Origin of the sequence: Duganella phyllosphaerae (assembly GCF_001758785.1) — a bacterium.
Classification (GTDB): domain Bacteria; phylum Pseudomonadota; class Gammaproteobacteria; order Burkholderiales; family Burkholderiaceae_D; genus Rugamonas; species Rugamonas phyllosphaerae.
This window is the reverse complement of sequence record NZ_LROM01000016.1, coordinates 1-23919: the sequence shown is the minus strand read 5'-3', so window position 1 is coordinate 23919 and position 23919 is coordinate 1. Positions and strand designations below refer to the sequence as shown.

Annotated in this window: 23 protein-coding genes and 1 tRNA gene; 8 read left to right on the top strand and 16 right to left on the bottom strand. The window is 63.2% G+C overall.

The window, feature by feature from the left end:
• Window positions 1–2: 2 nt before the first annotated feature.
• Entirely contained in the window at window positions 3–1082 is a 1080-nt protein-coding gene (locus tag DUPY_RS00835) for an alkene reductase (protein ID WP_070245835.1), read from the top strand.
• 8 nt (window positions 1083–1090) lie between these two features.
• On the top strand, window positions 1091–2101 hold the full coding sequence (locus tag DUPY_RS00830; RefSeq protein ID WP_070245834.1) for an NADP-dependent oxidoreductase: 1011 nt from the start codon (window positions 1091–1093) through the stop codon (window positions 2099–2101).
• Here the strand turns inward: DUPY_RS00830 and DUPY_RS00825 are convergent.
• The 3 genes from DUPY_RS00825 to DUPY_RS00815 form a co-directional block, all read right to left on the bottom strand.
• Window positions 2098–3813 carry an AMP-binding protein gene (locus DUPY_RS00825; RefSeq protein ID WP_070245833.1) on the bottom strand — a complete coding sequence of 572 codons (1716 nt, stop codon included), beginning with the start codon at window positions 3811–3813 and terminating at the stop codon, window positions 2098–2100. The two genes, DUPY_RS00830 and DUPY_RS00825, sit on opposite strands and share 4 nt — an antisense overlap.
• Before the next feature lie 161 nt (window positions 3814–3974).
• A complete protein-coding gene (locus tag DUPY_RS00820) occupies window positions 3975–4259 on the bottom strand; it encodes a helix-turn-helix domain-containing protein (RefSeq protein ID WP_070245832.1) in 285 nt (94 codons plus the stop codon).
• 37 nt (window positions 4260–4296) lie between these two features.
• Window positions 4297–4373 (bottom strand) — tRNA-Pro (locus DUPY_RS00815).
• A gap of 285 nt (window positions 4374–4658) precedes the next feature.
• Here DUPY_RS00815 and DUPY_RS00810 point away from each other — a divergent pair.
• Window positions 4659–7001, top strand: a complete 2343-nt coding sequence (locus tag DUPY_RS00810; protein WP_084640479.1) for a TonB-dependent receptor — start codon at window positions 4659–4661, stop codon at window positions 6999–7001.
• Window positions 7002–7042: 41 nt separating this feature from the next.
• Window positions 7043–7390, top strand: a complete 348-nt coding sequence (gene arsC / locus DUPY_RS00805) for an arsenate reductase (glutaredoxin) (RefSeq protein ID WP_070245858.1) — start codon at window positions 7043–7045, stop codon at window positions 7388–7390.
• 80 nt (window positions 7391–7470) lie between these two features.
• Here arsC and ispB read toward each other — a convergent pair whose 3' ends face one another.
• Window positions 7471–8481, bottom strand: coding sequence for an octaprenyl diphosphate synthase (gene ispB, locus DUPY_RS00800; protein ID WP_208599974.1), 1011 nt, complete (start codon window positions 8479–8481; stop codon window positions 7471–7473).
• A 240-nt stretch (window positions 8482–8721) separates the two neighbouring features.
• On the opposite strand from ispB, the gene rplU reads away from it, so the two are divergent.
• From rplU to obgE, 3 genes are all read left to right on the top strand, one after another.
• Window positions 8722–9033, top strand: coding sequence for a 50S ribosomal protein L21 (gene rplU, locus DUPY_RS00795; RefSeq protein ID WP_026637237.1), 312 nt, complete (start codon window positions 8722–8724; stop codon window positions 9031–9033).
• A 37-nt stretch (window positions 9034–9070) separates the two neighbouring features.
• Window positions 9071–9334: a 50S ribosomal protein L27 gene (rpmA, locus tag DUPY_RS00790; RefSeq protein ID WP_070245829.1), complete on the top strand. Its 264-nt coding sequence runs from the start codon at window positions 9071–9073 to the stop codon at window positions 9332–9334.
• A gap of 112 nt (window positions 9335–9446) precedes the next feature.
• The gene (gene obgE / locus DUPY_RS00785) at window positions 9447–10556 is read left to right on the top strand and encodes a GTPase ObgE (RefSeq protein WP_019921558.1); all 1110 of its coding nucleotides are present in this window, start codon (window positions 9447–9449) and stop codon (window positions 10554–10556) included.
• A 54-nt stretch (window positions 10557–10610) separates the two neighbouring features.
• On the opposite strand, the gene DUPY_RS27635 is transcribed toward obgE, so the two are convergent.
• Window positions 10611–10823: a hypothetical protein gene (locus DUPY_RS27635; RefSeq protein WP_141749362.1), complete on the bottom strand. Its 213-nt coding sequence runs from the start codon at window positions 10821–10823 to the stop codon at window positions 10611–10613.
• Here DUPY_RS27635 and proB point away from each other — a divergent pair.
• Window positions 10810–11928: a glutamate 5-kinase gene (proB, locus tag DUPY_RS00780; protein WP_070245828.1), complete on the top strand. Its 1119-nt coding sequence runs from the start codon at window positions 10810–10812 to the stop codon at window positions 11926–11928. The genes DUPY_RS27635 and proB overlap by 14 nt on opposite strands.
• Here proB and DUPY_RS28245 read toward each other — a convergent pair whose 3' ends face one another.
• From DUPY_RS28245 to fdxA, 11 genes are all read right to left on the bottom strand, one after another.
• Window positions 11929–12069 (bottom strand): hypothetical protein, encoded by a 141-nt coding sequence (locus tag DUPY_RS28245; protein ID WP_167359003.1) that lies wholly within the window; start codon window positions 12067–12069, stop codon window positions 11929–11931.
• 3 nt (window positions 12070–12072) lie between these two features.
• Window positions 12073–12870, bottom strand: a complete 798-nt coding sequence (locus tag DUPY_RS00775; RefSeq protein ID WP_167359002.1) for an MBOAT family O-acyltransferase — start codon at window positions 12868–12870, stop codon at window positions 12073–12075.
• A gap of 331 nt (window positions 12871–13201) precedes the next feature.
• Window positions 13202–14071: a hypothetical protein gene (locus tag DUPY_RS00770; RefSeq protein WP_141749361.1), complete on the bottom strand. Its 870-nt coding sequence runs from the start codon at window positions 14069–14071 to the stop codon at window positions 13202–13204.
• 19 nt (window positions 14072–14090) lie between these two features.
• Window positions 14091–15884, bottom strand: coding sequence for an AMP-binding protein (locus tag DUPY_RS00765; protein WP_070245825.1), 1794 nt, complete (start codon window positions 15882–15884; stop codon window positions 14091–14093).
• 10 nt (window positions 15885–15894) lie between these two features.
• Window positions 15895–18780: an AMP-binding protein gene (locus DUPY_RS00760; RefSeq protein WP_084640477.1), complete on the bottom strand. Its 2886-nt coding sequence runs from the start codon at window positions 18778–18780 to the stop codon at window positions 15895–15897.
• Between the two features lie 37 nt (window positions 18781–18817).
• Entirely contained in the window at window positions 18818–19465 is a 648-nt protein-coding gene (nth, locus tag DUPY_RS00755; protein WP_070245823.1) for an endonuclease III, read from the bottom strand.
• Entirely contained in the window at window positions 19462–20166 is a 705-nt protein-coding gene (gene rsxB, locus DUPY_RS00750; RefSeq protein WP_070245822.1) for an electron transport complex subunit RsxB, read from the bottom strand. Before rsxB ends, nth begins: the two co-directional genes overlap by 4 nt.
• An 84-nt stretch (window positions 20167–20250) precedes the next feature.
• Entirely contained in the window at window positions 20251–20661 is a 411-nt protein-coding gene (locus DUPY_RS00745) for a MarR family winged helix-turn-helix transcriptional regulator (protein WP_070245821.1), read from the bottom strand.
• A gap of 79 nt (window positions 20662–20740) precedes the next feature.
• Window positions 20741–21982, bottom strand: a complete 1242-nt coding sequence (locus tag DUPY_RS00740; protein ID WP_070245820.1) for a polyhydroxyalkanoate depolymerase — start codon at window positions 21980–21982, stop codon at window positions 20741–20743.
• Window positions 21983–22241: 259 nt separating this feature from the next.
• Window positions 22242–23306, bottom strand: coding sequence for an NAD(P)/FAD-dependent oxidoreductase (locus DUPY_RS00735; protein WP_019921565.1), 1065 nt, complete (start codon window positions 23304–23306; stop codon window positions 22242–22244).
• Window positions 23307–23400: 94 nt separating this feature from the next.
• Window positions 23401–23724: a ferredoxin FdxA gene (fdxA, locus tag DUPY_RS00730; RefSeq protein ID WP_056137511.1), complete on the bottom strand. Its 324-nt coding sequence runs from the start codon at window positions 23722–23724 to the stop codon at window positions 23401–23403.
• Between the last annotated feature and the right edge of the window lie 195 nt (window positions 23725–23919).

The window sequence follows — 23919 nt, the reverse complement described above, 5'->3', positions numbered from 1 at the left end:
CCATGATGTTTGAACCCTTAAACCTGCGCGGCACCGAGCTGGCCAACCGCGTGGTGATGTCGCCACTGACCCGCAGCCGCGCCGTCAACAACAATACGCCCAACAGCCTGATGGCCACGTACTACGCCCAGCGCGCCACCGCCGGCCTGATCATCACCGAAGGCACGGCGCCATCGCCCAACGGCCTCGGCTACCCACGGATTCCCGGCCTGTTCAATGCCGAGCACGCTGCAGGCTGGCGCCTGGTAACCGACGCGGTCCATGCCGCAGGCGGCAAGATCGTCGTGCAACTGATGCACACGGGCCGCGTGACCCACGCCGATAACCTGCCGGCCGGCGCCGTGGTGGTGGGGCCTTCGGCCGAAGTGTGCCCTGGCGAGATGCGCGTCGATGGCAAGGAGGAAGCCGTGCCGCACACGGCGCCGCGCGCCATGACCGAAGCGGACATCGCCACCGCGGTGGCCGAATATGCCAACGCCGCGCGCCTGGCGATCGAGGCCGGTTTCGACGGCATCGAACTGCACGCGGCCAACGGCTATTTGCTCGAGCAATTCCTCAACGCCAATATCAACCTGCGCACCGACGGCTATGGCGCGACCGCCGAAGGCCGCAACCGCTTCGTGCTGGAAGTGGCGCGCGCCGCGGTCGCTGCGATCGGCGCCGAGCGCGTGGGCATTCGCCTCTCTCCCTACGGCGTGGTCAATGCTGCCGGCGCCTATGACGGCGTCGATGAGCAATACGTGGCGCTGGTGTCGGAACTGTCGCAACTGGGCCTGATGTATGTGCACGTGCTCGACCATTCCGCGATGGGCACGCCGCCAGTGCCGGCCAGCATCAAGGCGGCCTTGCGCGCAGCGTTTGGCGGCCCGTTCATCGGCGCCGGCGGCTTCGACAAGGCCAGCGCCGAACAGGCGCTGACTGCTGGCGAGGCCGACTTGGTGGCGTTCGGTCGCCCGTTCATTGCCAACCCGGACCTGGTGGAGCGCCTGCGCCGCGATGCGCCGTTGAATGCGCCGGACCCGGCAACGTTCTACACGCCTGGCGCCAACGGTTACACTGATTACCCAACCCTGGCCAACTGAGGGCATCCATGCAGGCACTCATCCTGAAAGCGTACGGCAAGAGCGGCGCCCTGGCGCTGGGCGAGGTGGCCCGTCCCGTGGCGGGGCCTGGCGAGATCCTGGTGCAGGTTCACGCGGCCGGCCTCAACCCGATCGACAATGCGATTCCGAAGGGCGACTTCAAGCCGCTACTCAAGTTTGCGTTGCCTGCCGTGATCGGCAGCGACCTCGCCGGCGTGGTGGTGGACACCGGCGCCGGTGTCAGCCGCTTCAAGGTCGGCGACGCGGTGTTTGCCAGCGTGTTCGATACCGGCCGCGGTTCGCTGGCCGAGTTCGTTGCCGTGTCCGAACACGCGGCCGCCCACAAGCCGGTCAACCTCGACTTCGTGCAGGCTGCGTCGATCCCGATGGTGGGCTTGACCGCGTGGCAGTCGTTCCACGGACACGCGCGGCTGTTGCCGGGCCAGAAAGTGTTCATCCCGGCCGGCTCGGGCGGCATCGGTTCGTTCGCGATCCAGCTGGCCAAACAGATGGGTGCACGCGTGGCCACCACGACCAGCACCGCCAACGTGGCGCTGGTGCGCAGCCTCGGCGCCGACGAAGTCATCGACTACAAGCAGCAGGACTTCACGCAAGTGCTGAGCGGTTACGACGTGGTGCTGGGCACGGTACGTGGCGACGGCCTGGAACAGGCACTGAAAATCGTCCGTCCGGGCAGCCACGTGGTATCGCTGATCGGCCCACCCACCGCGGACTTTGCCCGCCAGCGCGGCATGAACGTGGTGTTCCGCTTGGTGATGGGGCTGCTGAGCCGCAAGATCCGGGGTTTGGCCAAGCGGCGCAGCGCCGATTATTCGTTCATGTTCGTGCGCCCGGATGGCGGCCAGCTGGCCGAGATCGGCAAGCTGCTGGACGCGGGCGCCATCCGGCCGGTGATCGACCAGGTATATCCGTTCGCGCAGGCGCAGGAGGCGCTCGCTTACCTCGACCAGGGGCGGGCGAAGGGCAAGGTGGTGGTGCAGATGGTGCCGGCTGCCTAGTCTTGCGCCAGCCCCAGGTCGGTCGCCACCTGCTGGCGCAGCAGGTATTTCTGGATCTTGCCGGTGACCGTCATCGGGAACGCCGGCACGAAGCGGATATAGCGTGGAATCTTGTACCGCGCGATCTGGTCCTGGCAAAAAGCGCGGATCTCGTCCTCGTCGGCGGTCATGCCCGGTCGGACGATGATGCAGGCGCACAGTTCCTCGCCGTATTTTGCGTCCGGCACACCCACGCACTGCACGTCCTGCACCTTGGGGTGGCGGTATAAAAACTCCTCGATCTCGCGCGGGTAGATGTTTTCGCCGCCGCGTATCACCATGTCCTTGGCGCGGCCGACGATGCTGGCAAAGCCCTGGGCATCGAGCACGGCCAGGTCGCCAGTGTGCAGCCAGCGCGCGGCGTCGATGGTGTCGCGCGTCTGCTCCTCGTCGCCCCAGTAGCCGAGCATGACCGAGTAGCCGCGCGTGAGCAGTTCTCCCTTCACGCCGCGCGGCACGATGCGCCCGTCGCCATCGACGATTTTCACTTCCAGGTGCGGATGCACACGGCCGATGGTGGATACGCGCAGGTGCACCGGGTCGTCCACCGAACTCTGGAAGCTGACCGGCGAGGTTTCCGTCATGCCGTAGGCAATCGTGATCTCGGTCAGGTGCATGCGCTCGATCACGCGGCTCATCACCTCGGCCGGGCAGGGCGAGCCGGCCATGATGCCAGTGCGCAGCGTCGATAAATCGTAGCTGGCAAAATCGGGATGATCGAGCATGCCGATGAACATGGTAGGCACGCCGTGCAGTCCGGTGCAGCGTTCGGCCTGCACCGTGGCCAGCACCGCCGCCGGCTCGAAACTCTCGCCGGGAAACACCATCGTCGCGCCATGCGTGACGCACGCCAGGTTACCGAGCACCATGCCGAAGCAGTGGTACAGCGGCACCGGGATGCACAGCCGGTCGCGCTCGGTCAGGCGCATCGCTTCGCCCACGAAAAAGCCATTGTTGAGGATGTTGTGGTGGGTGAGCGTGGCGCCCTTGGGCGCGCCGGTGGTGCCGGACGTGAACTGGATATTGACCGCGTCGTCGAATTGCAGCGTGGCTTCCAGGGCCGCCAGTGCTGCCTGCTGCTGCGCATCGGGCAGGGCGAGCAGCTCGTCGAAGTTGTGCATGCCGGGCGTGCGCTCAGCGCCCAGCCGGATCACGTGGCGCAGCTGCGGCAGCTTATCTGCTTGCAGTTGGCCGGGACTGCTGTGGCGCAGTTCCGGCACCACGGCGTTGACGATGGCCAGGTAGTCGCTGGCCTTGAATGACGGCGCCAGGATCAGCGCTGCGCACTGCACCTTGCCCAGCACGTATTCGAGCTCGCTGCGCCGGTAGGCCGGGTTGATGTTGACCAGCACCAGCCCGGCGCGGGCAGTGGCAAACTGCACCAGCACCCATTCCGCGCAGTTCTGCGACCAGATGCCGACCCGGTCGCCCGGCTGCAAACCCAGCGCAAGTAGTCGGGCCGCCAGCCGCGACACACGCGCATCGAGTTCGGCATACGTCCAGCGCACACCCTGGTGCGGCACCACCAGCGCCTCGTTGTCCTGGTGGCGCGCGGCGATGTCGGCCAGGAAGCGGCCGATGGTGACGCCGATCAGCGGCACGTCGTGGGCGCCGTGGACGTAGCTTGGTGGTTCGGTGGGTTGAGAATTCAGTACAGCGCTCGTTTGTGGCATGTCGTCTCCGTGGCGTTGTTTTGACTGGGGTTCAGTCTAGCATTGCAGGCGCACGGGGAGGGCTGGGACGGATGACGACCTTTGCCGCTTTTTCTGCAAGTTGTTTTGGCTTGGCCTATGGCGAATTCCTTGCGCTTCCCGACAGGTTCAGGTCGTGCCAGTCACGCTGCATCGAGCAACTGGAGTTCGACCTGCAGGCCTGCCTTGGCGGCCATATTCACCAGCGCATCGATAGCGAACAGATTGATCTTGCCACGCATCAGGTCGGATACGCGCGGTTGTGTGATGCCCAGGATCTTGGCAGCGTCTGCCTGGCTCAGCCCGGAGTTGGTGATGTGGCTTTTCAGTTGCAGCATCAACTGAGAACGAACCTTCATGTTCGCGGCTTCTTCCGGCGTATCTTCGATCGCGTCCCATACGCTGGTAAAGCGGTCAGTGTTCGTCATGGTAACGGTTCCTGTTTGACTTGATCCTTGGCAAAGTTGGTCGGGGTGAGAGGATTCGAACCTCCGGCCTCTACGTCCCGAACGTAGCGCTCTACCGGGCTAAGCTACACCCCGACGAACCAATATTTCAGCATATTCCCGCCCGTGCTTCAATCGGGTGATGCGCGTGCGCCACGGTGCTTGAGCTGCTTTCGTCCTTTGTTTGCGCCACCTCATCATCGCTGCTGCCTGTGGCTAACCGCCAACGCTTTCCCCCCGCTTGGCAAAGATCTTGCTTTGCAAAAAGATTAAGATGGTTAAGCTTGTTGATTGGCAAAAGATGCATCATTTCAGGGCGCTGTGCGCTCTCATGGCTCACTTTGGCGACTGGGGATACGGATGAAAACACGACGGACGATCATGTTCAGTGCGGTTGCGGCAGCGTTGGCGCTTCAGGCGCCGGTGGCGCAGTCACAGGCGCAGGTGGCTCAGCAGATGAGCAATAACGACCAGATCGAAGTGGTCACGGTCACCGCGCAAAAGCGCCGGGAAGACCCGGCCAAGGTGGCCATGAGCATCTCGGCGGTGACCGGCAAGCAGTTGCAGGAGGAGCACATCCGCGACATCACCGACCTCACGCGCGTGGTGCCGAATATCTCGTTTACCGCTGCCAGCGGCAACGGCGGGGCGGGGCCGGGGACGTCGAATATCGAAATCCGTGGCGTCAGCTCAACCGCCGGGGCCGCCACCGTGGGTGTGTACCTCGGCGATACGCCGGTCACGGTCGGCAACGTCTACACCATGGGCAATATCGAGCCGCGCTTTTTCGATATCGACCGGGTGGAAGTGCTGCGCGGCCCGCAGGCGACCTTGTATGGCGCCAGCTCGATGGGCGGCACCATCAAGTTCGTGCCCAACGAGCCGGATCTGAAAGAGCGCGAAGTGACCACGTACACGGAAGCGTCAAATACGAAGGGCGGCAGCGCCAGCTGGTCGGCCAATGTGGTCGGCAATTTCCCGCTGGTACCCGACGAGCTGGCGCTGCGCATCGGTGTGCAGGCCCAGCACACGGGTGGCTTCATCGACCAGGTCGATGGCAACGGGTCTGTCCTGGCCAATAACATCAACAAGATCAGCGACCAGGAACTGCGCGTGGCGCTCAAGTGGCGGGCCACGCGCGATGTGATCGTGACGCCGTCGCTGTATTTCCAGCGCCTCGATGCGAAAGATATCTCGGCCTTCAACCTCGACCGCCCCAACTACCAGGCGCAAAAGCAAGTGCGCGAGCCATCGATCGACAAGCTGCTCGCGCCCAGCATCACCGTCAACTGGGACCTGGGCGGCGCCGACCTGACGTCGGCCACCAGCTACTTCTCGCGCAAGTTCGACCGCACCCAGAACGGCTCGGCCTACAACAGCTATTCGCTCTCGACTTTCCTTACTTCGACCGAGGACGGCGGCAAGGCGCCGCCCGAGCTCATCGACGCGATTGCCGGCCTGCCATCGGCCGTGTACCTGCAAAACCGGGTGCGCCAGGTGTCGCAGGAATTCCGCCTGGCTTCGCGTCCGTATGACCCGGCCAATGCGGCGGTGTCGCCCTGGACCTGGCTGGCCGGCACCTATTTCTCGCGCCAGCGCACCGACATCGCCGAGAACGATCCGATCTTCGGCCTGACCGATACCTTTAAATCGTTCGGCTTCGATATTGACGATCCCGAGCTGTTGCCGGACGTGCGGCCCGGCGCGTTTCCGAACGACGACGCGTTTGCCGGCCAGTTCCACTACCGCGAAAAGCAGGCGTCGATCTTTGGCGAAGCCAATTATTACTTCAGCCCCGCCGTGCACGCGACCGTCGGCGCGCGTTACCTGAAAGCGAAGTCGACGCTGGCCCAGCGCAACGGCAACTACCTGGCCGGCGCCGGCAACAACAGCGGCGCCAGCCTGTCGTCGCACGCGTTCACGCCCAAGTATGCCTTGACGTGGGAGGTCGACCCGGCCAACACCGTGTACACCAGCGTGGCCAAGGGCTTTCGGCTGGGCGGCTCGAACATCTTCGTGCCGCCGACGACCTGCGGCCCCGACCTGGAACTGAACGGCTTGAGCGAAGGCCCACCCAACTACGAGGCCGACAGCCTGTGGAGTTACGAGTTGGGCAGCAAGTCGCGCTTCCTGGGCAACCGCCTGACGGTCAACGCCGACGTGTTCTACGTAAAATGGAAAAACATCCAGCAAGGCGTGTACCTGCCCACCTGCGCCTACACCTATAACGCCAACGCCGGCGACGCCACTACCCGTGGCGTCGAGTTCGACATCAAGGCCAAGCCGATGGCCGGGCTGACCTTGAGCGCCTCGGGTGGTTATGTGAAGGCCGAGCTGAGCAACGATGTCGGCAGCCAGAACGGCGTAGTGGGGGCGGTGGCTGGCGCGCGCATCCAGGGCGTACCGAAGTACAACGCGGCCATCAGTGCGCGCTACAACTTCGCCCTGGCCGGCGCCCAGAGCGCGTTCGTGATGGGAGGCGTGCAGTGGGTGGGTGCGAGCAAGGGTTCGCTCAACCCGCAATCGACCGACCACGACCGGCCCGGCTACCACACGGCCGACTTCAGCGCCGGTACCAGCGTCGACAACTACACGGTCACCGTGTTCGTCAAGAATGCGTTCGACAACGATACCGTGATCCAGCATCCGCAGGTGGCGTCGATCGTGCAGGGCTATCGGCTGATGCCGCGCGCGATCGGTGTGAGTCTGGCGACGAAGTTCTAGGTGATAATGCTGCCTTTGAATTGATCCTCGAAGGCAGCATCATGGCAATCACGATTTATCACAATACCGCTTGCGGCACGTCGCGCAAGACCCTGGAGGCGATCCGCGCCACCGGTGTCGAGCCGCAGATCATCGACTACGTGAAAAACCCGCCCACCCGGGCGCAGCTGGGAGAACTCATAGGCCAAGCCGGCCTGACCGTGCGCCAGGCCATGCGCGACAAGGGCGACCTGTACGGCGAGCTGGGCCTCGGTGATTTATCGTTGCCCGATTCGGCGCTGCTGGACGCGATGCTGGCCCATCCGATTTTGATCAACCGGCCGTTCGTGGTGACCGACAAGGGCGTGCGCCTGTGCCGGCCTTCGGAGCTGGTGCTGGAAATTTTGTAAGACCGCACGGCCAAGGCCGGGGTCGGACCCCGTACGGGGTCCGACCCCATGGGTCTCAGGGGTAAACCGCGCCCGTGCGGTTAGTGCGTGCGATTAACCGAGAAATGCGCCAGCTGCAGCAGCGAGTCCTTGTATTCGCTCTCGGGCAGTCCGGCAATCGCCTGGGCTGCGCTCTCGGCAGCGAGCTCGGCCTGGCGGCGCGTGAAGTCCAGTGCGCCACTGCTCGTGACCGCTGCCAGCACGGCGTCGAAGTGCTGCTCGTCGCCTTGCTCGATGCAGGTGCGCACCAGTTCGCGCTGTTCCGGCGTGCCGTTTTCCATCAGGTAGATCAGCGGCAGCGTCGGCTTGCCTTCGCGCAGGTCGTCGCCGACGTTCTTGCCGATTTCGGCAGCGTCGCCGGCGTAGTCGAGCACGTCGTCGATCAGCTGGAACGCGGTACCCAGTGAGCGGCCGTATTCGCCGGCGGCGGCGATCTGCGGTTCGGTGGCACCGGCGATCAGTGCGCCCAGTTCGGCGGCGGCTTCGAACAGCTTGGCGGTTTTCGAGCGGATCACTTGCAGGTAACGCTCCTGGCTCACGTCCGGGTCGTGCATGTTCAGCAGTTGCAGCACTTCGCCTTCGGCGATCACGTTGGTCGCTTCCGAGAGGATTTGCATCACGCGCATATTGGCCAGGTCGGCCATCATCTGGAACGAACGCGAATACAGGAAGTCGCCCACCAGCACCGACGCGGCGTTGCCGAACAGCGCATTGGCGGTGGCGCGTCCCCGGCGCAGCGACGATTCATCGACCACGTCGTCATGCAGCAGGGTGGCGGTATGAATGAATTCGACCACGGCGGCCAGTTCGTGGTGGGCCGTACCCTTGTAGGAATACGCATTAGCTACCAGCAATACCAATACCGGCCGCAGGCGTTTACCGCCAGCGCTGATGATGTATTCGGCAATCTGATTGACGAGGCTGACCTCGGAATGCAGCTTGCGGCGGATCACCGCATTGACCGCGTCCATGTCGGCGGCGATCGAGTGGGCGATGGTGTTCTGGGGGGCGGTTTGGGTGGCGGCAGACAAGACGAACCTGTGCGTTGACATTATAGGTGCCGAGATTATACGACATGGCCCTCTCAACCGGGGGCGCTGGTGGATTTGTCCATCTTGATGGAGAGCCAAGTTGACTGACATACCACGCCGCCGGCAGTTTGTGAATAGTTTTTGACGCGAAAACCCATCCCATGTATAATCTGCGGTTCCCCGGTTTCCATGCAGGACAGCAGTACTCGTAGCTGCAAGGCGCTGGCGGATTTTTCTCAACATATGAAGAGGTTTCAAATCATGTACGCGGTCATAAAAACCGGTGGCAAACAATACAAAGTTGTCGCTGGCGAAAAACTTAAAGTAGAACAGATACCTGCAGACATTGGTTCCGAAATCACCATTGACCAAGTCCTCGCCGTTGGCGCGGGCGACAGCATCAAGTTTGGTGCTCCCCTGGTTGAAGGTGCTACGGTACTGGTTACTGTTGTGGCTCAAGGTCGTCACGATAAGGTGAAGATTTTCAAGATGCGTCGTCGTAAGCACTACCAGAAGCATCAAGGCCATCGTCAGAATTACACCGAAATCCAAATCGTCTCGATCAACGGCTAATCCCGTTCCGGCACACTAGTACTCAAGGAGCTTTAGCATGGCACACAAAAAAGGCGGCGGCACAACGCGAAATGGTCGTGACTCAGAATCAAAACGCCTGGGCGTTAAGGTTTACGGCGGTCAAACGATCAATGCAGGCGGCATCATCATTCGTCAACGCGGCACCCCAGTGCGCGCCGGCGAAGGCGTTGGCACCGGCAAAGACCACACCCTGTTCGCTCTGGTGGACGGCGTGGTCAAGTTCGTGATCAAGGGCGCAGGCTCGAAGCAGTACGTTACCGTGGTAGCAGCAGCAGCGTAATAACGCTGAACGGATGATGCGCGGGGCGCATGGTCCGATTTTGTAAGGCGCAAGCCTTCAATCGAAAAGGCTCTGCCCATGGTAGGGCCTTTTAGTTTTATGGCGGTACATCATGAAGTTTATCGACGAAGCAAAAATTGAAGTAATCGGTGGTGACGGCGGCAATGGTTGCGCCTCGTTTTGCCGTGAAAAATTCCGCCCATTTGGCGGCCCTGACGGCGGCGACGGCGGCAAGGGTGGCTCGATCTGGGCTGTAGCGGACCGTAACATCAATACCTTGGTCGATTTCCGCTTCTCCAAGGTGCACCGCGCGAAAGACGGCGAATCGGGCCGTGGCGCCGATTGCTACGGCAAGGGCGCTGACGATATCCACATGCGCATGCCGGTCGGCACTCTGATCATCGACGACGTGTCCGGCGAGATCCTGGCCGACCTGACCGAGCACGGTCAGATGGAATTGCTGGCCAAGGGCGGCGAGGGCGGCTGGGGTAACATCCACTTCAAGACCTCGACCAACCGCGCACCGCGCCAGAAGACCGAGGGTAAAGAAGGCGAACGCCGCGAAATCCGCTTGGAGCTCAAAGTGCTGGCCGACGTCGGCCTGCTGGGCATGCCGAACGCCGGCAAGTCCACCTTCATTTCGGCCGTATCGAACGCCCGTCCGAAGATCGCCGACTACCCGTTTACTACCTTGTTCCCGAACCTGGGCGTGGTCCGCGTATCGCACGAGAAAAGCTTCGTGATCGCCGACATCCCGGGTCTGATCGAAGGTGCCGCCGAAGGCGCGGGCCTCGGCCACCAGTTCCTGCGTCACTTGCAGCGCACCGGTCTGCTGTTGCACATCGTCGATCTGGCGCCGTTCGAGACCAATGTCGATCCGGTCAAGGAAGCCAAGGCCCTGGTCAACGAGCTCAAAAAGTACGACGAAGCGCTGGTGGACAAGCCGCGCTGGCTGGTGCTCAACAAGCTCGACATGGTGCCGGAAGCGGAACGTGTCAAGCGCGTCAAGGACTTCATCAAGAAGTTCGGCTTCAAGGGCCCGGTGTTCGAGATCTCGGCGCTGAGCCGCGATGGTACGCAAGAGCTGGTCAACGCCATCCAGATGCACCTGGAACAAGTGCGTCACACCGAGCAGCGCAGCGAAGAGACGCAGATGACCGAAGAAGCACGCGGCATTTCGTCGATCGATCCGGACGATCCGCGCTTCAAGATTCTCGACTGATTTTCACGCGGGGACCGCACCGGTCCTCGACGGAATCTGGTATCAAAGGCATAATCAGCAGTAGCTGCTTATGCCTTTTTTTTTTTCCATCGGCATAATCGCCATCAGCTGATGATGCCCGCCGGCCTTTGTCACCACGAGCCCGGCAACCTTCTGCAGCAAGCAAGGCCATCCGCCCGACCTGCGCACATTAAGCACAATCACAGCACAACCACGGTCGTTTTTTTCGCTTGTCTGGAGCAGTGTCGCACCCATGAATTCCGTCATACAAAAAGCCCAACGCATCATCATCAAGGTCGGCTCGTCGCTGGTTACCAACGACGGCCGCGGTCTCGACCACGCCGCCATCGCCCGCTGGGCCGCGCAGATCGCCGCCTTGCGCGCGCTCGGCAAGCAGGTGGTACTGGTCTCGTCCGGCGCGATTGCCGAAGGCATGTTGCGCCTCGGTTTCGAGCGCCGTCCGCACGACATCCACGAATTGCAGGCCTGCGCGGCCGTCGGCCAGATGGGCCTGGCGCAAATTTACGAAACCAGCTTCCGTGCCCACAACCTGGGCACGGCGCAAGTGCTGCTCACCCATGCCGACCTGGCCGACCGCGAACGCTATCTGAACGCCCGCTCCACGCTGACCACCTTGCTGCGCCTTGGCATCGTGCCGATCATCAACGAGAACGACACGGTGGTCACCGACGAGATCAAGTTCGGCGACAACGATACCCTGGGCGCGCTGGTGGCCAACCTGATCGAGGCCGACGCCCTGATCATCCTCACCGACCAGAAGGGCCTGTACAGCGCCGATCCGCGCAAGGACCCGCAAGCGGTATTGATCCAGCACGGCCGCGCCGGCGACCTGGCGCTGGAAGCGATGGCCGGCGGCGCCGGCAGCAGCCTGGGGCGCGGCGGCATGTTGACCAAGATCCTGGCCGCCAAGCGCGCCGCCAAGTCGGGTGCGCACACCGTGATCGCTTACGGGCGCGAAGATCATGTGCTCGAACGCCTCGCCGCCGGCGAAGCCATCGGCACCGAACTGGCCGCGCAAACCGGCCACCTCACTGCGCGCAAGCAATGGATGGCCGACCACCTGCACACGGCAGGGCAGGTCGTGCTCGATGCGGGCGCGGTGCAAAAGCTGACGGCCGAGGGCAAGTCGCTGCTGCCGATCGGCGTGGTGGAAGTGAAGGGGGAATTCGGTCGCGGCGCGGTGATCACGTGCGTGGACCACGCTGGCGTGCCGGTGGCGCGCGGGCTGTCGAACTACACCAGCGCCGAAACGCGCCGCATCATGCGCAAGCCGTCGAGCGAAATCGAAGGCATCCTCGGCTTCCTGGAAGGCAAGGAGCTGGTGCACCGCGATAACCTGGTGCTGGTGTAATCAAAGTTGGCCGTAGCGGAACCCCATGCCCAGCGCAGCCGGCCACTTGAGCCACAGCAGCAACAGCAGACCGCCGTACCATAGCGTGTAGAGCGCGTGCACCAGCGGCGTCGGCAGGTGGCGTAACAGGAATGCGTACATGGTTTAACTCCCCGGTATCAATGGTGCGAACAGCGTTGCCAGGCAGCGCCAGGCGGCCGCCAGGTCCGGCGTCGAAGTCAGTGCAAAGCTGAGGATGACGAATTGCAGCGTGAGGAACCAGCTGGCAGCGCGCCACAGCGCATTGGTGCGCAACGCCGCCGCCCATGGCATGTGTTTTGCCCAAAGGTGCGTTACCACCAAGCCGGCGCCGTGGAACAAACCCCAGGCCAGGTAGCGCGGCGAGAGCTCGTGCCACAGGCCCAGCACTACCATGCTGACCAGACTGGCCAGCATGTATTGCCGGGTGCGCGACAGGATGGGGCGGAACACGAAGTCGCGGCACCATTCCGATACTGTGATGTGCCAGCGGCGCCAGAAGTCTTGCAAATTGCTGGCGGAGAACGGGAAATGGAAATTCTCCGGCACCCGTATGCCAAGCAGCGCGGCAAAGCCGATGGCGATGTCGCAGTAACCGGAAAATTGCCAGTATAGGTTGAGGCCGTAGCCGAGCAAGGGCAGGTACGTATCGAGCCATTGGTTGCCAGTGCCCATGCCCAGCATGCCGAGCTTGTGGTTCAGCAGGTAGGCGGCCAGCAACGCTACTTTTACGTAACCGTACAACAGGCGTTGCAGTGCCTGCGATGCCATCGCGCTGTTCCATCGCGCGCGCAGCAGTTCTAGCCGGAAGCTGTCATAGCGTTGCACCGGACCAACTGCCAGCGTGGGAGGGAACAGCAGGTAGGCCAGGGTGACGCCGGCGCGGCCTTCGCGCAGCAGGCCGCCGCCGTGTTCGGCGATCATGTGCCAAGCTTTTAGCGAGACGAATGCGTATCCCAGCCAAGGGATCAGACCGTGGCTGGCCTTGCCAAACTGGTAGCCACCAAACATAAGCAGCAGTCCGGTCAGGCCTAATGTCTGCATTGCGCCCCGATGCCGCCACTGTGGTCCGCAGATCAGTGCCACCCAAAGTAGCAAAGCAGTCCATGCCAACAGGCTGGCCCAGCCATCATGCACCAGCAGCCCGATCCCGCCCCCCACCAGCAGCCACGACCGCCACGCGACCGACAGGCGCCAATACAACACAACCATAACCGGCAGGAATAACAAGCCGAAAGTAGTGAGCCACACCATCCTAGTGATCCTTGCTCATCTGCTCGAGCTGGTACCGCCACCAAGGGGCGAAGCGCAGCGCGCCTGCGCTACTCAAGTGGCGGCCATCGCAGTACAGGTCGGGTTGATGGAAATCCGGTGAGCTTAGGTAACGAATGGTCGGCCCCGGAGGCAGCACGCGCTGCCAGCGTTGTAGCCAGCGCTGTTTTTCCACGAGGAGGTCCTGCTCGAATTGCTGGCTGCGGCGCAGGTCGAGAAAAACGATCCGCACGCCTTTCTGCGACAGGCGCGATAACTTACCGGCTAGCACTGTGTCGACCGCTGCACGTGACAACTCCGCCTGCTGTAGCGGCACCAGGATCGCTCTTTGCTGTTGCAGTCGCTCTGGCGCGACGGCAACGCAGCGGAATGGGGCGTCTTGTTGCTGGAGCACCTGTTCGGACCAAGGCGCACCCCGGCCCATCCGCGCCATCACCGCGTAGACGGCGTTTTTTGGGGCATCGGCCAAGGTATCGCGCAGATCCTCCATCAGCGTATCGCTCGGCAGCAGCAGGTTCGTGTCGATTACCAGCACGTCTGGCGGCTGCTGGACGATACTCTGCAGCACTACGTCAAGGTGACCGAGGCCAACATAGCTCTTCGTAAGTCGCCGCCATCGCGGGCCTTGCAAGTGCTGGTAGTTCGCAGCTGGCGTTGCGGCCCGGAGCAGCGAGGAGCCCAGTCCCAGTACGCGTACATCGCCTTGGGCGCGCGGGGCACTCAGAAACTGCTGCACGTCGGCTGCCAGTGTCTCGCCAGTCTTTTTTTCGACCAGCTGACGCAGGGGCATAAGCAGCGCCAGCACGGCTGCGGCGAAAAAGAGGCCGTACAGCCAGACGCGCAGCGGTGGCAACTGTGGTGCTGTCCCCATCTCAGCGCGCGAGCCGCTCGATCATTTGCACGGTCGCCCCCAGCGATTCCATGTGCACCACGTCGGTTGGACTGAGCCGGATTCCGAACCGCGCTTCCAGTCCGATCACGAAATTGATATGGGCCAGCGAATCCCAGCCCGGCGTGTTGGCAGGGCCGGAGCTGTCCTGCAACGCGTCGGGTGCAACGTGGAACAGTTCCGCAGCAAGAGAAAAAACCTGGGCACGCCAATCACGGCTGGCGGCCGCTCCAGCCGGCATTACGGACAGCGACTTTTGCAGTTGGGCCGTAATGACCTTGCCCGACGGCGTGCGCGGCAATTGCGAGCTGAACACGATTCGCTTGGGCAGCTCGTGCGCGCCCAATTGGCTACCGCAATGGGCCAACAATTGCGCACTGTCGGCCTCCATGGCGGGGCGCAGCACCACGCAGGCCACCGGTATTTCGCCCCAGGTCGCATCGGGCAGGGCGACGGTGGCCGCTTCCAGGACGGCCGGGTGTTGCAGCAGCACGCTGTTGATGGCTTCCGGTGACAGGTTGTAGCCGCCACAAATGATCAGGTCCTTGAGGCGGCCGGTGATCCAGTAGACACCGTCACTGTCGCGCCGCGCCTGGTCGCCCGTGTGCAGCCAGCCGTCGCGCAACACGGCGGCGGTGGCTTCGGGATTGTCGAGGTAGCCGTGCATCAGGTTGGCGCCTTGCAGGCACAGTTCGCCGGACTCGTCGTCCCCCGCTGCGCTGCCGTCCTCGAGCAGGATTTTGGCCTGCATGTCACGCGGCATGCCCACGCTCCCTACCTTGTGGCTGGCGGCGTCCGGTCCGGCGTACAGTCCGCAGGCGCCGGTTTCGCTCAAGCCGTAGGTATTGATCAGTTTGACCTTGAAAGTGCTGGCAAAGCCGGTCCAGATGGCGGGATTCAAGGGCGCGCTGCACGAGATCGCAAACTGGAAACGGCCGTTGCTGAAGTTTTCTGCCAGGTGGCTGCCGTACTGCTGTATCAGCGCCAGCGCGGTGGGCGCGGCGATCAGGTGGGAAACCTGCTCGCGGTAGACAGCGATCAACAGTGCCTCGATGCCGATGATGGAAAACGGCGCCGGTCGGACCAGCGCGCAGCCCACTTGGTACGCAAGCAGCACGCCCTGCACCAGGCCATCACCATGCGAGAGCGGCATCAGGTTCATGATGCGCGAGTTGTGGTCCAGTCCGTAGTGATTACCGATCGTACTCAGGTGCGCCAGCAGTGCCGGCCAGTGCATCTCCACGCCCTTCGGGCGCGCCGTGCTGCCCGAGGTGAAGACCACGTAGGCGGGACCTTCCTGGCGCGCTGGCGGCAGTGCTGCCGGTGCCGGCGCCGACAGCAGGCCGGGCCAGTTGTCGAGGTCGACCGGCGCGCGTCGCCCCAGCAACTTGCCGAGCAGCTTGCCCTTGGCTTGGGCGCCGGCTACCCCGATCTGCTGCGCGGGCAGGGTCATGCCGGCCTGCTGCCATTGCGCGATGCGGTCGGCATCGGCGATTACGCCGGCCACTTGCGCGTGCTCGAGCAGGTACTGTACCTGGCCAGCGGCGGTGCCGGGGTCGAGCAGCAGCGGGATCGCGCCAGCGCGTAGGCAGCCGAGCAACAGTGGAATCAGGGCCAGGTCGTCACGTACCATAAACAGCACGCGTTGTTGGCCCATGTTGCCAGCCAGCAGACGGGCCGCCACCATGGCGATCTGCTTGTCCAGTTCGCCATGGTACAGGGCTTTCGGACCTATCAAAAAGGGCGCTTCGGCAAGGCCGGGACGGAATTCGAACATATGCTGCTTTCTAAACTTTGATGAGGGATTGCGCCAGCGATTTGCGATCGAGCTTGCCTGCGGCGGTATAGGGCAGGGCATCTTGCACCTGCCACTGGCGTGGCATCACATCCGCAGTGGGCTGGTGACGGCAGGCCGCGACGAACGCCGCCATGTCGAAACCGACATCGACCACCAGCATTCCCACCAGGCCTTGCGGACCGGATGTGATGGCGGCTTCGCGCACCTGGGGCAGGGCGCACACGGCGCGCTCCAGCAGCGCCGGGTGGACGATGTCGCCATATTCGTTCTTGAGCCGGTCATCGTACCGGCCCAGCAGCGTGATACGGCCGTGGCCGTCATGGTTGGCGATGTCACCGGTGTAGAGCCAGTTGTCGCGCGCCACCTGGGCGGTTTGCCCGGCATCGCGCCAGTAGCCGAGCATCAGCTGGTTGCTGTGTACGCGCAGTTCGCCGGGCTGGCCGGCTGGCAAGGGCGCGCCGCTGGCGTCGCAAATCTGCACCACGGCGCCCACCGGCCTGCCGCCTGCCTGGGGGGCAGCATCGTCGGCGCCGGGTGCATGGTCGAACACCATGCACAGGCCGCCCGTTTCGGTCAGGCCGTAATAATCGACGATGGCAAGCTGCATGCGCTGCGCCAAGGCCGCATGCAGCGTCGATTGAAGTGGCGCGCCGGTACAGAGGATTTGCCGCAGGCGGGCCGGATGCAGGGTCAGGTGGGACGGCAGTAGGTCGAGCATAGCCAGCCAGGCCGGGCCGGTGGACAGCACGGTCACGCCATGGCGCTGCGCCGCCTGCAAGGTCTTGCCCACGCCGTGGCGCTCGGTCTCGTCGGCCAAGTATACACCCGCGCCCGCGAACAGCGCTGCCACCAGCGGGTTGCGCAAGCCACTCATGGTGTGGAAGTCGCCCAGCGACAGCAGCAAGTCTTGGTCATGCCAGCCAAACTCGGTGGCGGCCAACTGGCCGCTGTGCAGCAGCGCGCGTTGGCTGTGGACCACGCCCTTGGGCGTGCCGGTGCTGCCCGAGGTGAACAGAATAACGGCGGGGTCGTCCGGTTGCACCACGTGCGCGGTGGACTCGGAAGGCAGTTCCAGCCAGCCTTTGAGCAGGTCGGACAGTTCCGGCAGGGTGTTGTTGGCAGGCAGCGGCGCCTCGTCGTCTTGCAAGGCGTCGAGCAGCACGGCCGGGCAGGCGGCGAGGGCAGCGGCGCCGTGGCGCGGACGGTCCAGCACCAGCAGGGCCGGTTCGATGCGGTTGAGCAACGGCGTCAGCTGGGTGGGCGTCTCCGCCAGCTCTTTACGCAGCGGTACCACCACCGCGCCCACGCGCCAGATGGCCCAGGTCAGCAGCACCGCTTCCGGGTGTTGGGCGCACAACATGACGACGCGGTCGCCGGGGCCAACGCCCAGCGCGCGCAAGCCCTGTTGCAGGGTCGGTACGAGCAGCGTCACCTCATCCACGCCGAAGGCGCTGTCGTCGATACCGCACAGTAGCAGTGGCCGGTCACGGTACAGTGCCGGCAGCAATTGCCACAGGTAGTCGAAGGTTTCCTCCTGCGGCAGCGGTCGGACGATCTGGCTTGCGTAGTACGTTTGCAGGCGCGCCATGGCGCCACTGACCGGCGCCAGTTGCAGCAGCTCGGTGTTGACCATGGCGCGCGCCAGGTCGCAGACGTGCCCGAGTGGCAGTTGCAGCCGTTTCGCGGTCTCGTCCATGGTTCGCATCTGGCCCAGTTGGAACAAAATCTGCAACTGTTGCGGCGCGAGCGTTTGCGTTTCGAGCCGTTCCAGGCGCCCGGCATAGCATGGATGGCGCAGCAGCAGATCTGCCATCAGGCCGCCCAGTGCATTCGGATCGACGACGGCGCGGCCATTCAGGCCGTCCAGGTCGAGCAGCGCGTTGACGATTCCGTGCGCGCCGGGCACTGCAAAGTCGAGGTCGGCGCGGCGCAGCGGGGCGTTCTCCCATGCAGGCGGGACCAACGCCACCAGGCCGTTGTAATGTGGCGTATCGGGCTCGTTCAGCAAGGTCGTGGCGCCATGCACACCGGCATCGAACAGCGTTACCTCGGCCATGACGATGGCGCTGCGCGCCTGGCGCTTGCTGGCAGCTTGCAGCCGTTGCAGGTGACGCCTGCCGTGCACGATCAGTCCGCCACGGTCGAAGTACGGCGACGGTTCGCTGTTGGCCATGTGCACGTGCGGGAAGATGATAGGCGCGTCGTCTCGGGCGATACGCAGCAGGTCGCCGATGAAGGTGGCTGGTGCGTAGCGGTGCAGCGAGTCGAGGCCGTGGACCAGTGCAAATTTGCCGTCTCCGAACGGCAGCGGCCCACCCGGCGGCACGAACACGATATCGTGGTTAGGCGCGCGTCGCCCGGCCGCCAGCCAGTGCGCATAGCCCATGTAGCCGAGCACGTCGAAGTTGCCCTCCCATATCGACACCACGTGTTGCTCTGGGAACAGCGCCGCCAGCATCTCGCCGCTCCAGCCGGTACGGCCCCAACTGTCGAGGATCAGGTCGCCAGGCCGCAGCTGCATGCGCACCAGGTCGAGCAAGGCGTAGAACGCCCGCGTCGATTCGTTAAATGGCTGGAAGGCGGCGTAGCGGTCGGGAATCCGGCGCACATGGCGGCGGTGCAGAAACGACATGTAATCGGCGCTTGGGGCCAGTTTGGCGTCGAGGGCTGGCAGCGCCGCGTGCGCATCGGTCGCACTGCCGAGCTGCGCTTCGGTAAACATCGGGAAGCCTTGTACCACCGGGATATGGATCGCGCAATCAGGACAGCTTAGCACGCCACTTTGCACGGACAAGCCGGTCGTAATTGTCATGCCGGCATTGAGTGGTACGCGGCATGCAGGACATGCCAGGGCGTCGAACGTATTTGTTTGCATTAATAAACGTGTAAAGGATAGCAGGCGCGTGGCGTGCTTACAACGTTGCTGGCGCCGGGGTCTTGCTGCGGTAGTCACACAAATCGATCTGCATGCAATTCCAGCACTCCGGCTTACGCGCCTTGCAGGTGTAGCGGCCGTGCAGGATCAGCCAGTGATGCGCATCCTGCAAAAATTCCTTGGGTACAAACTTTAACAGCTTCTGCTCGACAATGTCGACGTTTTTACCGGGCGCCAGGCCGGTGCGGTTGGAAACACGGAAGATGTGCGTATCGACCGCCATGGTCGGCTCGCCAAACGCCGTGTTCATCACCACGTTGGCGGTCTTGCGGCCCACGCCGGGCAACGCTTCGAGCGACTCGCGGTCGCGCGGCACCTCGCCGCCGTGCAGCTCCACCAGCATCTTGCAGGTGGCGATCACGTTCTTGCCCTTGGTTTTATACAGGCCGATGGTCTGGATATAGGTCTTGAGTTCTTCCTCGCCCAAATCGAGGATAGCCTGCGGCGTATTGGCCACCGGGTACAGCTTGCGGGTGGCCTTGTTGACGCCCACGTCGGTCGCTTGCGCCGAGAGCAGCACCGCGATCAGCAGTTCGAACGGCGTGGTGTATTCGAGTTCGGTCTTGGGATGGGGATTGGCGGCGCGGAAGCGCACGAACATTTCGTGGCGTTTGGCTGGATTCATTCAGGCTCGGTTCCGTTCTGGCTGTCGGCAGCGGCAGCTGCTTCTTTCTTGGCCCGCGCGCGCTCCATGGCCGCGGCGATGATGGCGCGCTTGCGCTCCTTTTCCGCTGCGCCGGCGTCGTCCACCGGCGCCAGTGCTTCCACCGCGTCCATCTTGGCAGCGGCCTTGCTGGCCAGGCGTTCGTCGTTTTCCTGCTTTTCGCGCTTCAGGCGCGATATACGGAAGTCGTGGCGTTCGCGCGCGGCATCGGCGTCAGGCTGGCTCCACGCGGCCCAGCCGGTCGCTTCCGTGACAGGGTACATCACGATGCAGTCGACCGGGCACGGGTTCACGCACAGGTCGCAGCCGGTGCACAGGTCGGGCACGATGGTGTGCATCAGCTTGGCGGCGCCGACGATGGCGTCCACCGGGCAGGCCTGGATGCACAAAGTGCAGCCAATGCACAGCGTCTCGTCGATATACGCCACCGCGCGCGGCCGTTCGAGGCCGTTGACGGGATTGAGCGCGATGATCTTGCGGCCGGTGACTGCCGACAGCCGGGCGATGCCCTCCAGGCCGCCCGGCGGGCACTGGTTGATCTCGGCCGCGCCGTCCGCTATAGCCTGCGCGTACGGACGGCAGCCATCGAAGCCGCACTTTGTGCATTGTGTTTGCGGCAGGACGTCTTCGATGCGGTCGGCGAGGGTGCGGAGGTCGGACACGGCGGTTTTAAAATCGGTAAAACGCCATTATCCGACATCTGCGCGCCGCGCACCGAAAAACCGCATGCGGCGTACTGTCTCCCGCTACGCATGGCGGATCCGCGGAATCGTAAACACGCCGTCGAGCGACAGCAATTCGATGCGATGCTGTTCGGCCAGCTGCGCCAGGATGGTTTCGCCGTGCTGCAGCAAGTGGATTTCCACGCGGCGGCGGTCGGTCTCGCTCACCCGGCGCACGACCAGGCCCATCGCTTCGCAGCGGGTGGCCAGCGCCACCACGCCATGATGCTTCGCTTGCAGGCGTTCGGCCAGTTCGCCCACCGTGGCCCAGTCGCGGCCCGGGTAGCCCTTGATGTGCAGCAGCAGCAAGTATTGCAGCGGAGTGATGCCTTGCGCTTGCACCACGTCTTCGGAAAAGCGTTCGAAGCGGCGCATCTGGTAGCGGAATTCGGACAGCGCGGCGAAGTCAGATTTGGCCAGGGTTTTGTAAGTCATGAAGAAATATATCACAACGTGATGTATTTGGCTGAAAAAAAAGCCCGGCGTGTTCAGGTGCCGGCTTTGGGTCCGCGATTTAAGCGTGTTGCTTGATGAAGTCGGTGATCTTTGGGCACACCATCTCGCGCCAGCGGCGGCCCGAGAAGATGCCGTAGTGGCCGGCGCCCGGGGCCACGAAGTCCTGCTTCATGGTGTCCGGAAGATTGCTGCACAGGTCGTGCGCGGCCTGGGTCTGGCCGGCGCCGGAAATGTCGTCCAGCTCGCCCTCGACCGTGAACAGCGCCACCGTGGTGATGTCTTGCGGACGCACCAGCTGGCCGCCCACTTTCCAGATGCCCAGCGGCAGGGCGAAGTCCTGGAACACGGTCTTGATGGTGTCGAGGTAGTACTCGGCCGGCATGTCGAGCACGGCGTTGTACTCGTCGTAGAACTTGCGGTGCGATTCGGCGGTTTCCTCGTCGCCCTTGACCAGGTGGTTGTAGAAATCGCGGTGGCTCTGGGCGTGGCGGCCCGGGTTCATGGCGATGAACCCGGCGTGCTGCAGGAAGCCCGGGTACACCTTGCGGCCAAAGCCGGGGTAGTTCGACGGCACCGGGTAGATCACGGTGTTTTCGAACCACGAGAATTTCTTCTCGGTGGCCAGGTTGTTCACTGCCGTGGGTGAACGGCGCGGATCGATCGGGCCGCCCATCATGGTCATGGTTTTCGGCAGTTTCGGATCCTTCGCAGTGGCCATCAGCGCAATGGCAGCCAGCACCGGCACGGTCGGCTGGCAAACGGAAATCACGTGCACGTCCGGACCCAGGTGGCGAATGAAATCCTGCACGTAATAGATGTAATCGTCGAGGTGGAAGGCGCCGTCGCTCAGCGGCACCATGCGCGCGTCGGTCCAGTCGGTAATGAAGACGTCGTGCTCGACCAGCAGGCCGCGCACGGTGTCGCGCAGCAGCGTGGAGTGGTGGCCCGACAGCGGCGCGACCAGCAGCACGGTCGACTGCGCCAGGTCCTTGACCTGTTGCTCGCCCAAGTCTTTCTTGAAGTGGATCAGGCGGCAGAACGGTTTGTTCACTTCCACCTGTTCGATGATGCCCACCGGCTGGTCCAGGCCCTTGACCGGCGAGGTATCGATCTCGAAGGCCGGCTTTTCGTAGTCCTTGCCCAGTCGGTACATCAATTCGTAGCCGGCGGCGATGCGCTGCGCGAACGGCGTATGCGCGAGCGGCGAGACCGGGTTGCTGAAGATTTTGGCGGAGGCGTCGGCCCACTGCATCAGTGGCGTGAGCATCGAGCGTTGCATTTCGTGCAGCTGGTAGAGCATGGTAGTTGTCCCGGTGTATTTATGGTGCGTTGCACCAATTACTGCATGATACGCCAATTCAACGTGGCAAGCCGCTTCGGGCTGGCGATCAGCGTATTTTAGGTGCTTCGAAGCAAAATTGCTGATATTGCGCAACATGCCCCTCCAAAGAATAATACTGCCGAACCCATAAAAAAAGCAGCGTTTCCGCTGCTTTTGTGTAGGACATCCACTTGAGTGTTGCGTTACTGGCGTGGCGATAGTAACGCGCGATTCATGCTCAGTCGAAGACCGGAGTCTCGACGCCCAGCACCTTGTGCAGCTTCGGCGAGGTGGTGGTGTACTGCATGTGAATCTTCTTGTCCGGGAAGATGTACGGCGCGGCGCCGAAGGCGGCCAGCGCGGCTTCGTGGAAGCCCGACAGGATCAGCTTTTTCTTGCCCGGATAGGTGTTGATGTCGCCCACGGCGAAGATGCCCGGCACATTGGTTTCGAACTTCTCGGTATCTTGCACCTTCAGTTGGCGGCGCTCGATGTCCAGGCCCCATTCGGCGATCGGGCCCAGCTTTGGCGACAGGCCGTAGAACACCAGCAGCATGTCGAGCGGCACGCGGCGGGTGACGCCGTCCTGGCCGGTGACCTTCAGTTCGGTCAGCTTGTCGTCCTTGGTCTCGAAACCGGTGGCCTGGCCCACGATCAATTGCATTTCGTAGTCGTCGCACAGCGCTTTCATCTTGGCGACCGACGCCGGTGCGGCGCGGAAGTCTTCGCGGCGGTGCAGCAGCACGACTGATTCGGCCTTGCCGACGAAGTTCAGGGCCCAGTCCAGGGCCGAGTCGCCGCCGCCGCAAATGACCAGGTTCTTGCCTTCGAACTGGGCCGGATCCTTGACCTTGTAGTGCAGCTGCGAACCTTCGAAGACGTCGATGCCGTCCACTTTCAGGGTGCGGGCCTGGAACGAACCGACGCCGGCAGCGATGAAAATGGTCTTGGTGATGAATTCGGTACCGGCGGTGGTGGCGACGTCGAAACGGCCGTCGTCGCGGCGCTGCACCTTGACCACTTCCTGGCCCAGGTGGAAGGTCGGCTCGAACGGCTCGATCTGCTTGAGCAGGTTGTCGGTCAGTTCCTGGCCGGTGCACGAAGGCACGGCCGGGATGTCGTAGATAGGCTTGTCAGGATACAGTTCGACGCATTGTCCGCCCACCGCGCCCAGCGAGTCGATCACATGGGCTTTGATTTCCAGCAGGCCCAGTTCGAAGACCTGGAACAGGCCGACCGGGCCGGCGCCAATGATGACGGCATCGGTTTCGATGACGCCGGTAGGGGTGACAGTGCTATTCATTCGTTTTTCCTGTGATTTCAATAGTGGTTAGGCGACACCACGCTGCACGCTGTAGCTGGCGCGCGGCCCGGTGTTGCCTGGCCAGACAGACGTCTTAGCGTACCAGCAGGTGCAGCTTATCTTTAACGTCCTTGAACTGGTCGGCGTCCGGCAGCGGGGCGACGGTCTTGGTGATCGAAGGCCAGTGGCGCGACAGGTCGGCGTTGAGCTTGATGTATTGCTGCTGGTCGCCGGGAACGTCTTCTTCGGCGTAAATCGCATTGACCGGGCACTCGGCCACGCACACGGCGCAGTCGATGCACTCGTCCGGGTCGATGGCGAGGAAGTTCGGTCCAGAGCGGAAACAATCTACCGGGCAAACATCGACGCAGTCCGTATAACGGCAGCTGATGCAAGATTCGGTGACAACGTGGGTCATAACAGTCCTATCAATGTTGGTGCGCCTCGACAAACCTACTGCGCGGCCCGCTATCGCCGCTGCGTTGCTCAGCGTACCGGAGTACGCTTGCGCTACTCCCGACGATAACAGGCCGCTCGCGACGGTTTTTCGAGGCGCCCTGTTGGTGCGCAGTGGCGTAGTCGGCGATGGCGTAGCCGGCTAACCTCGGCAAAG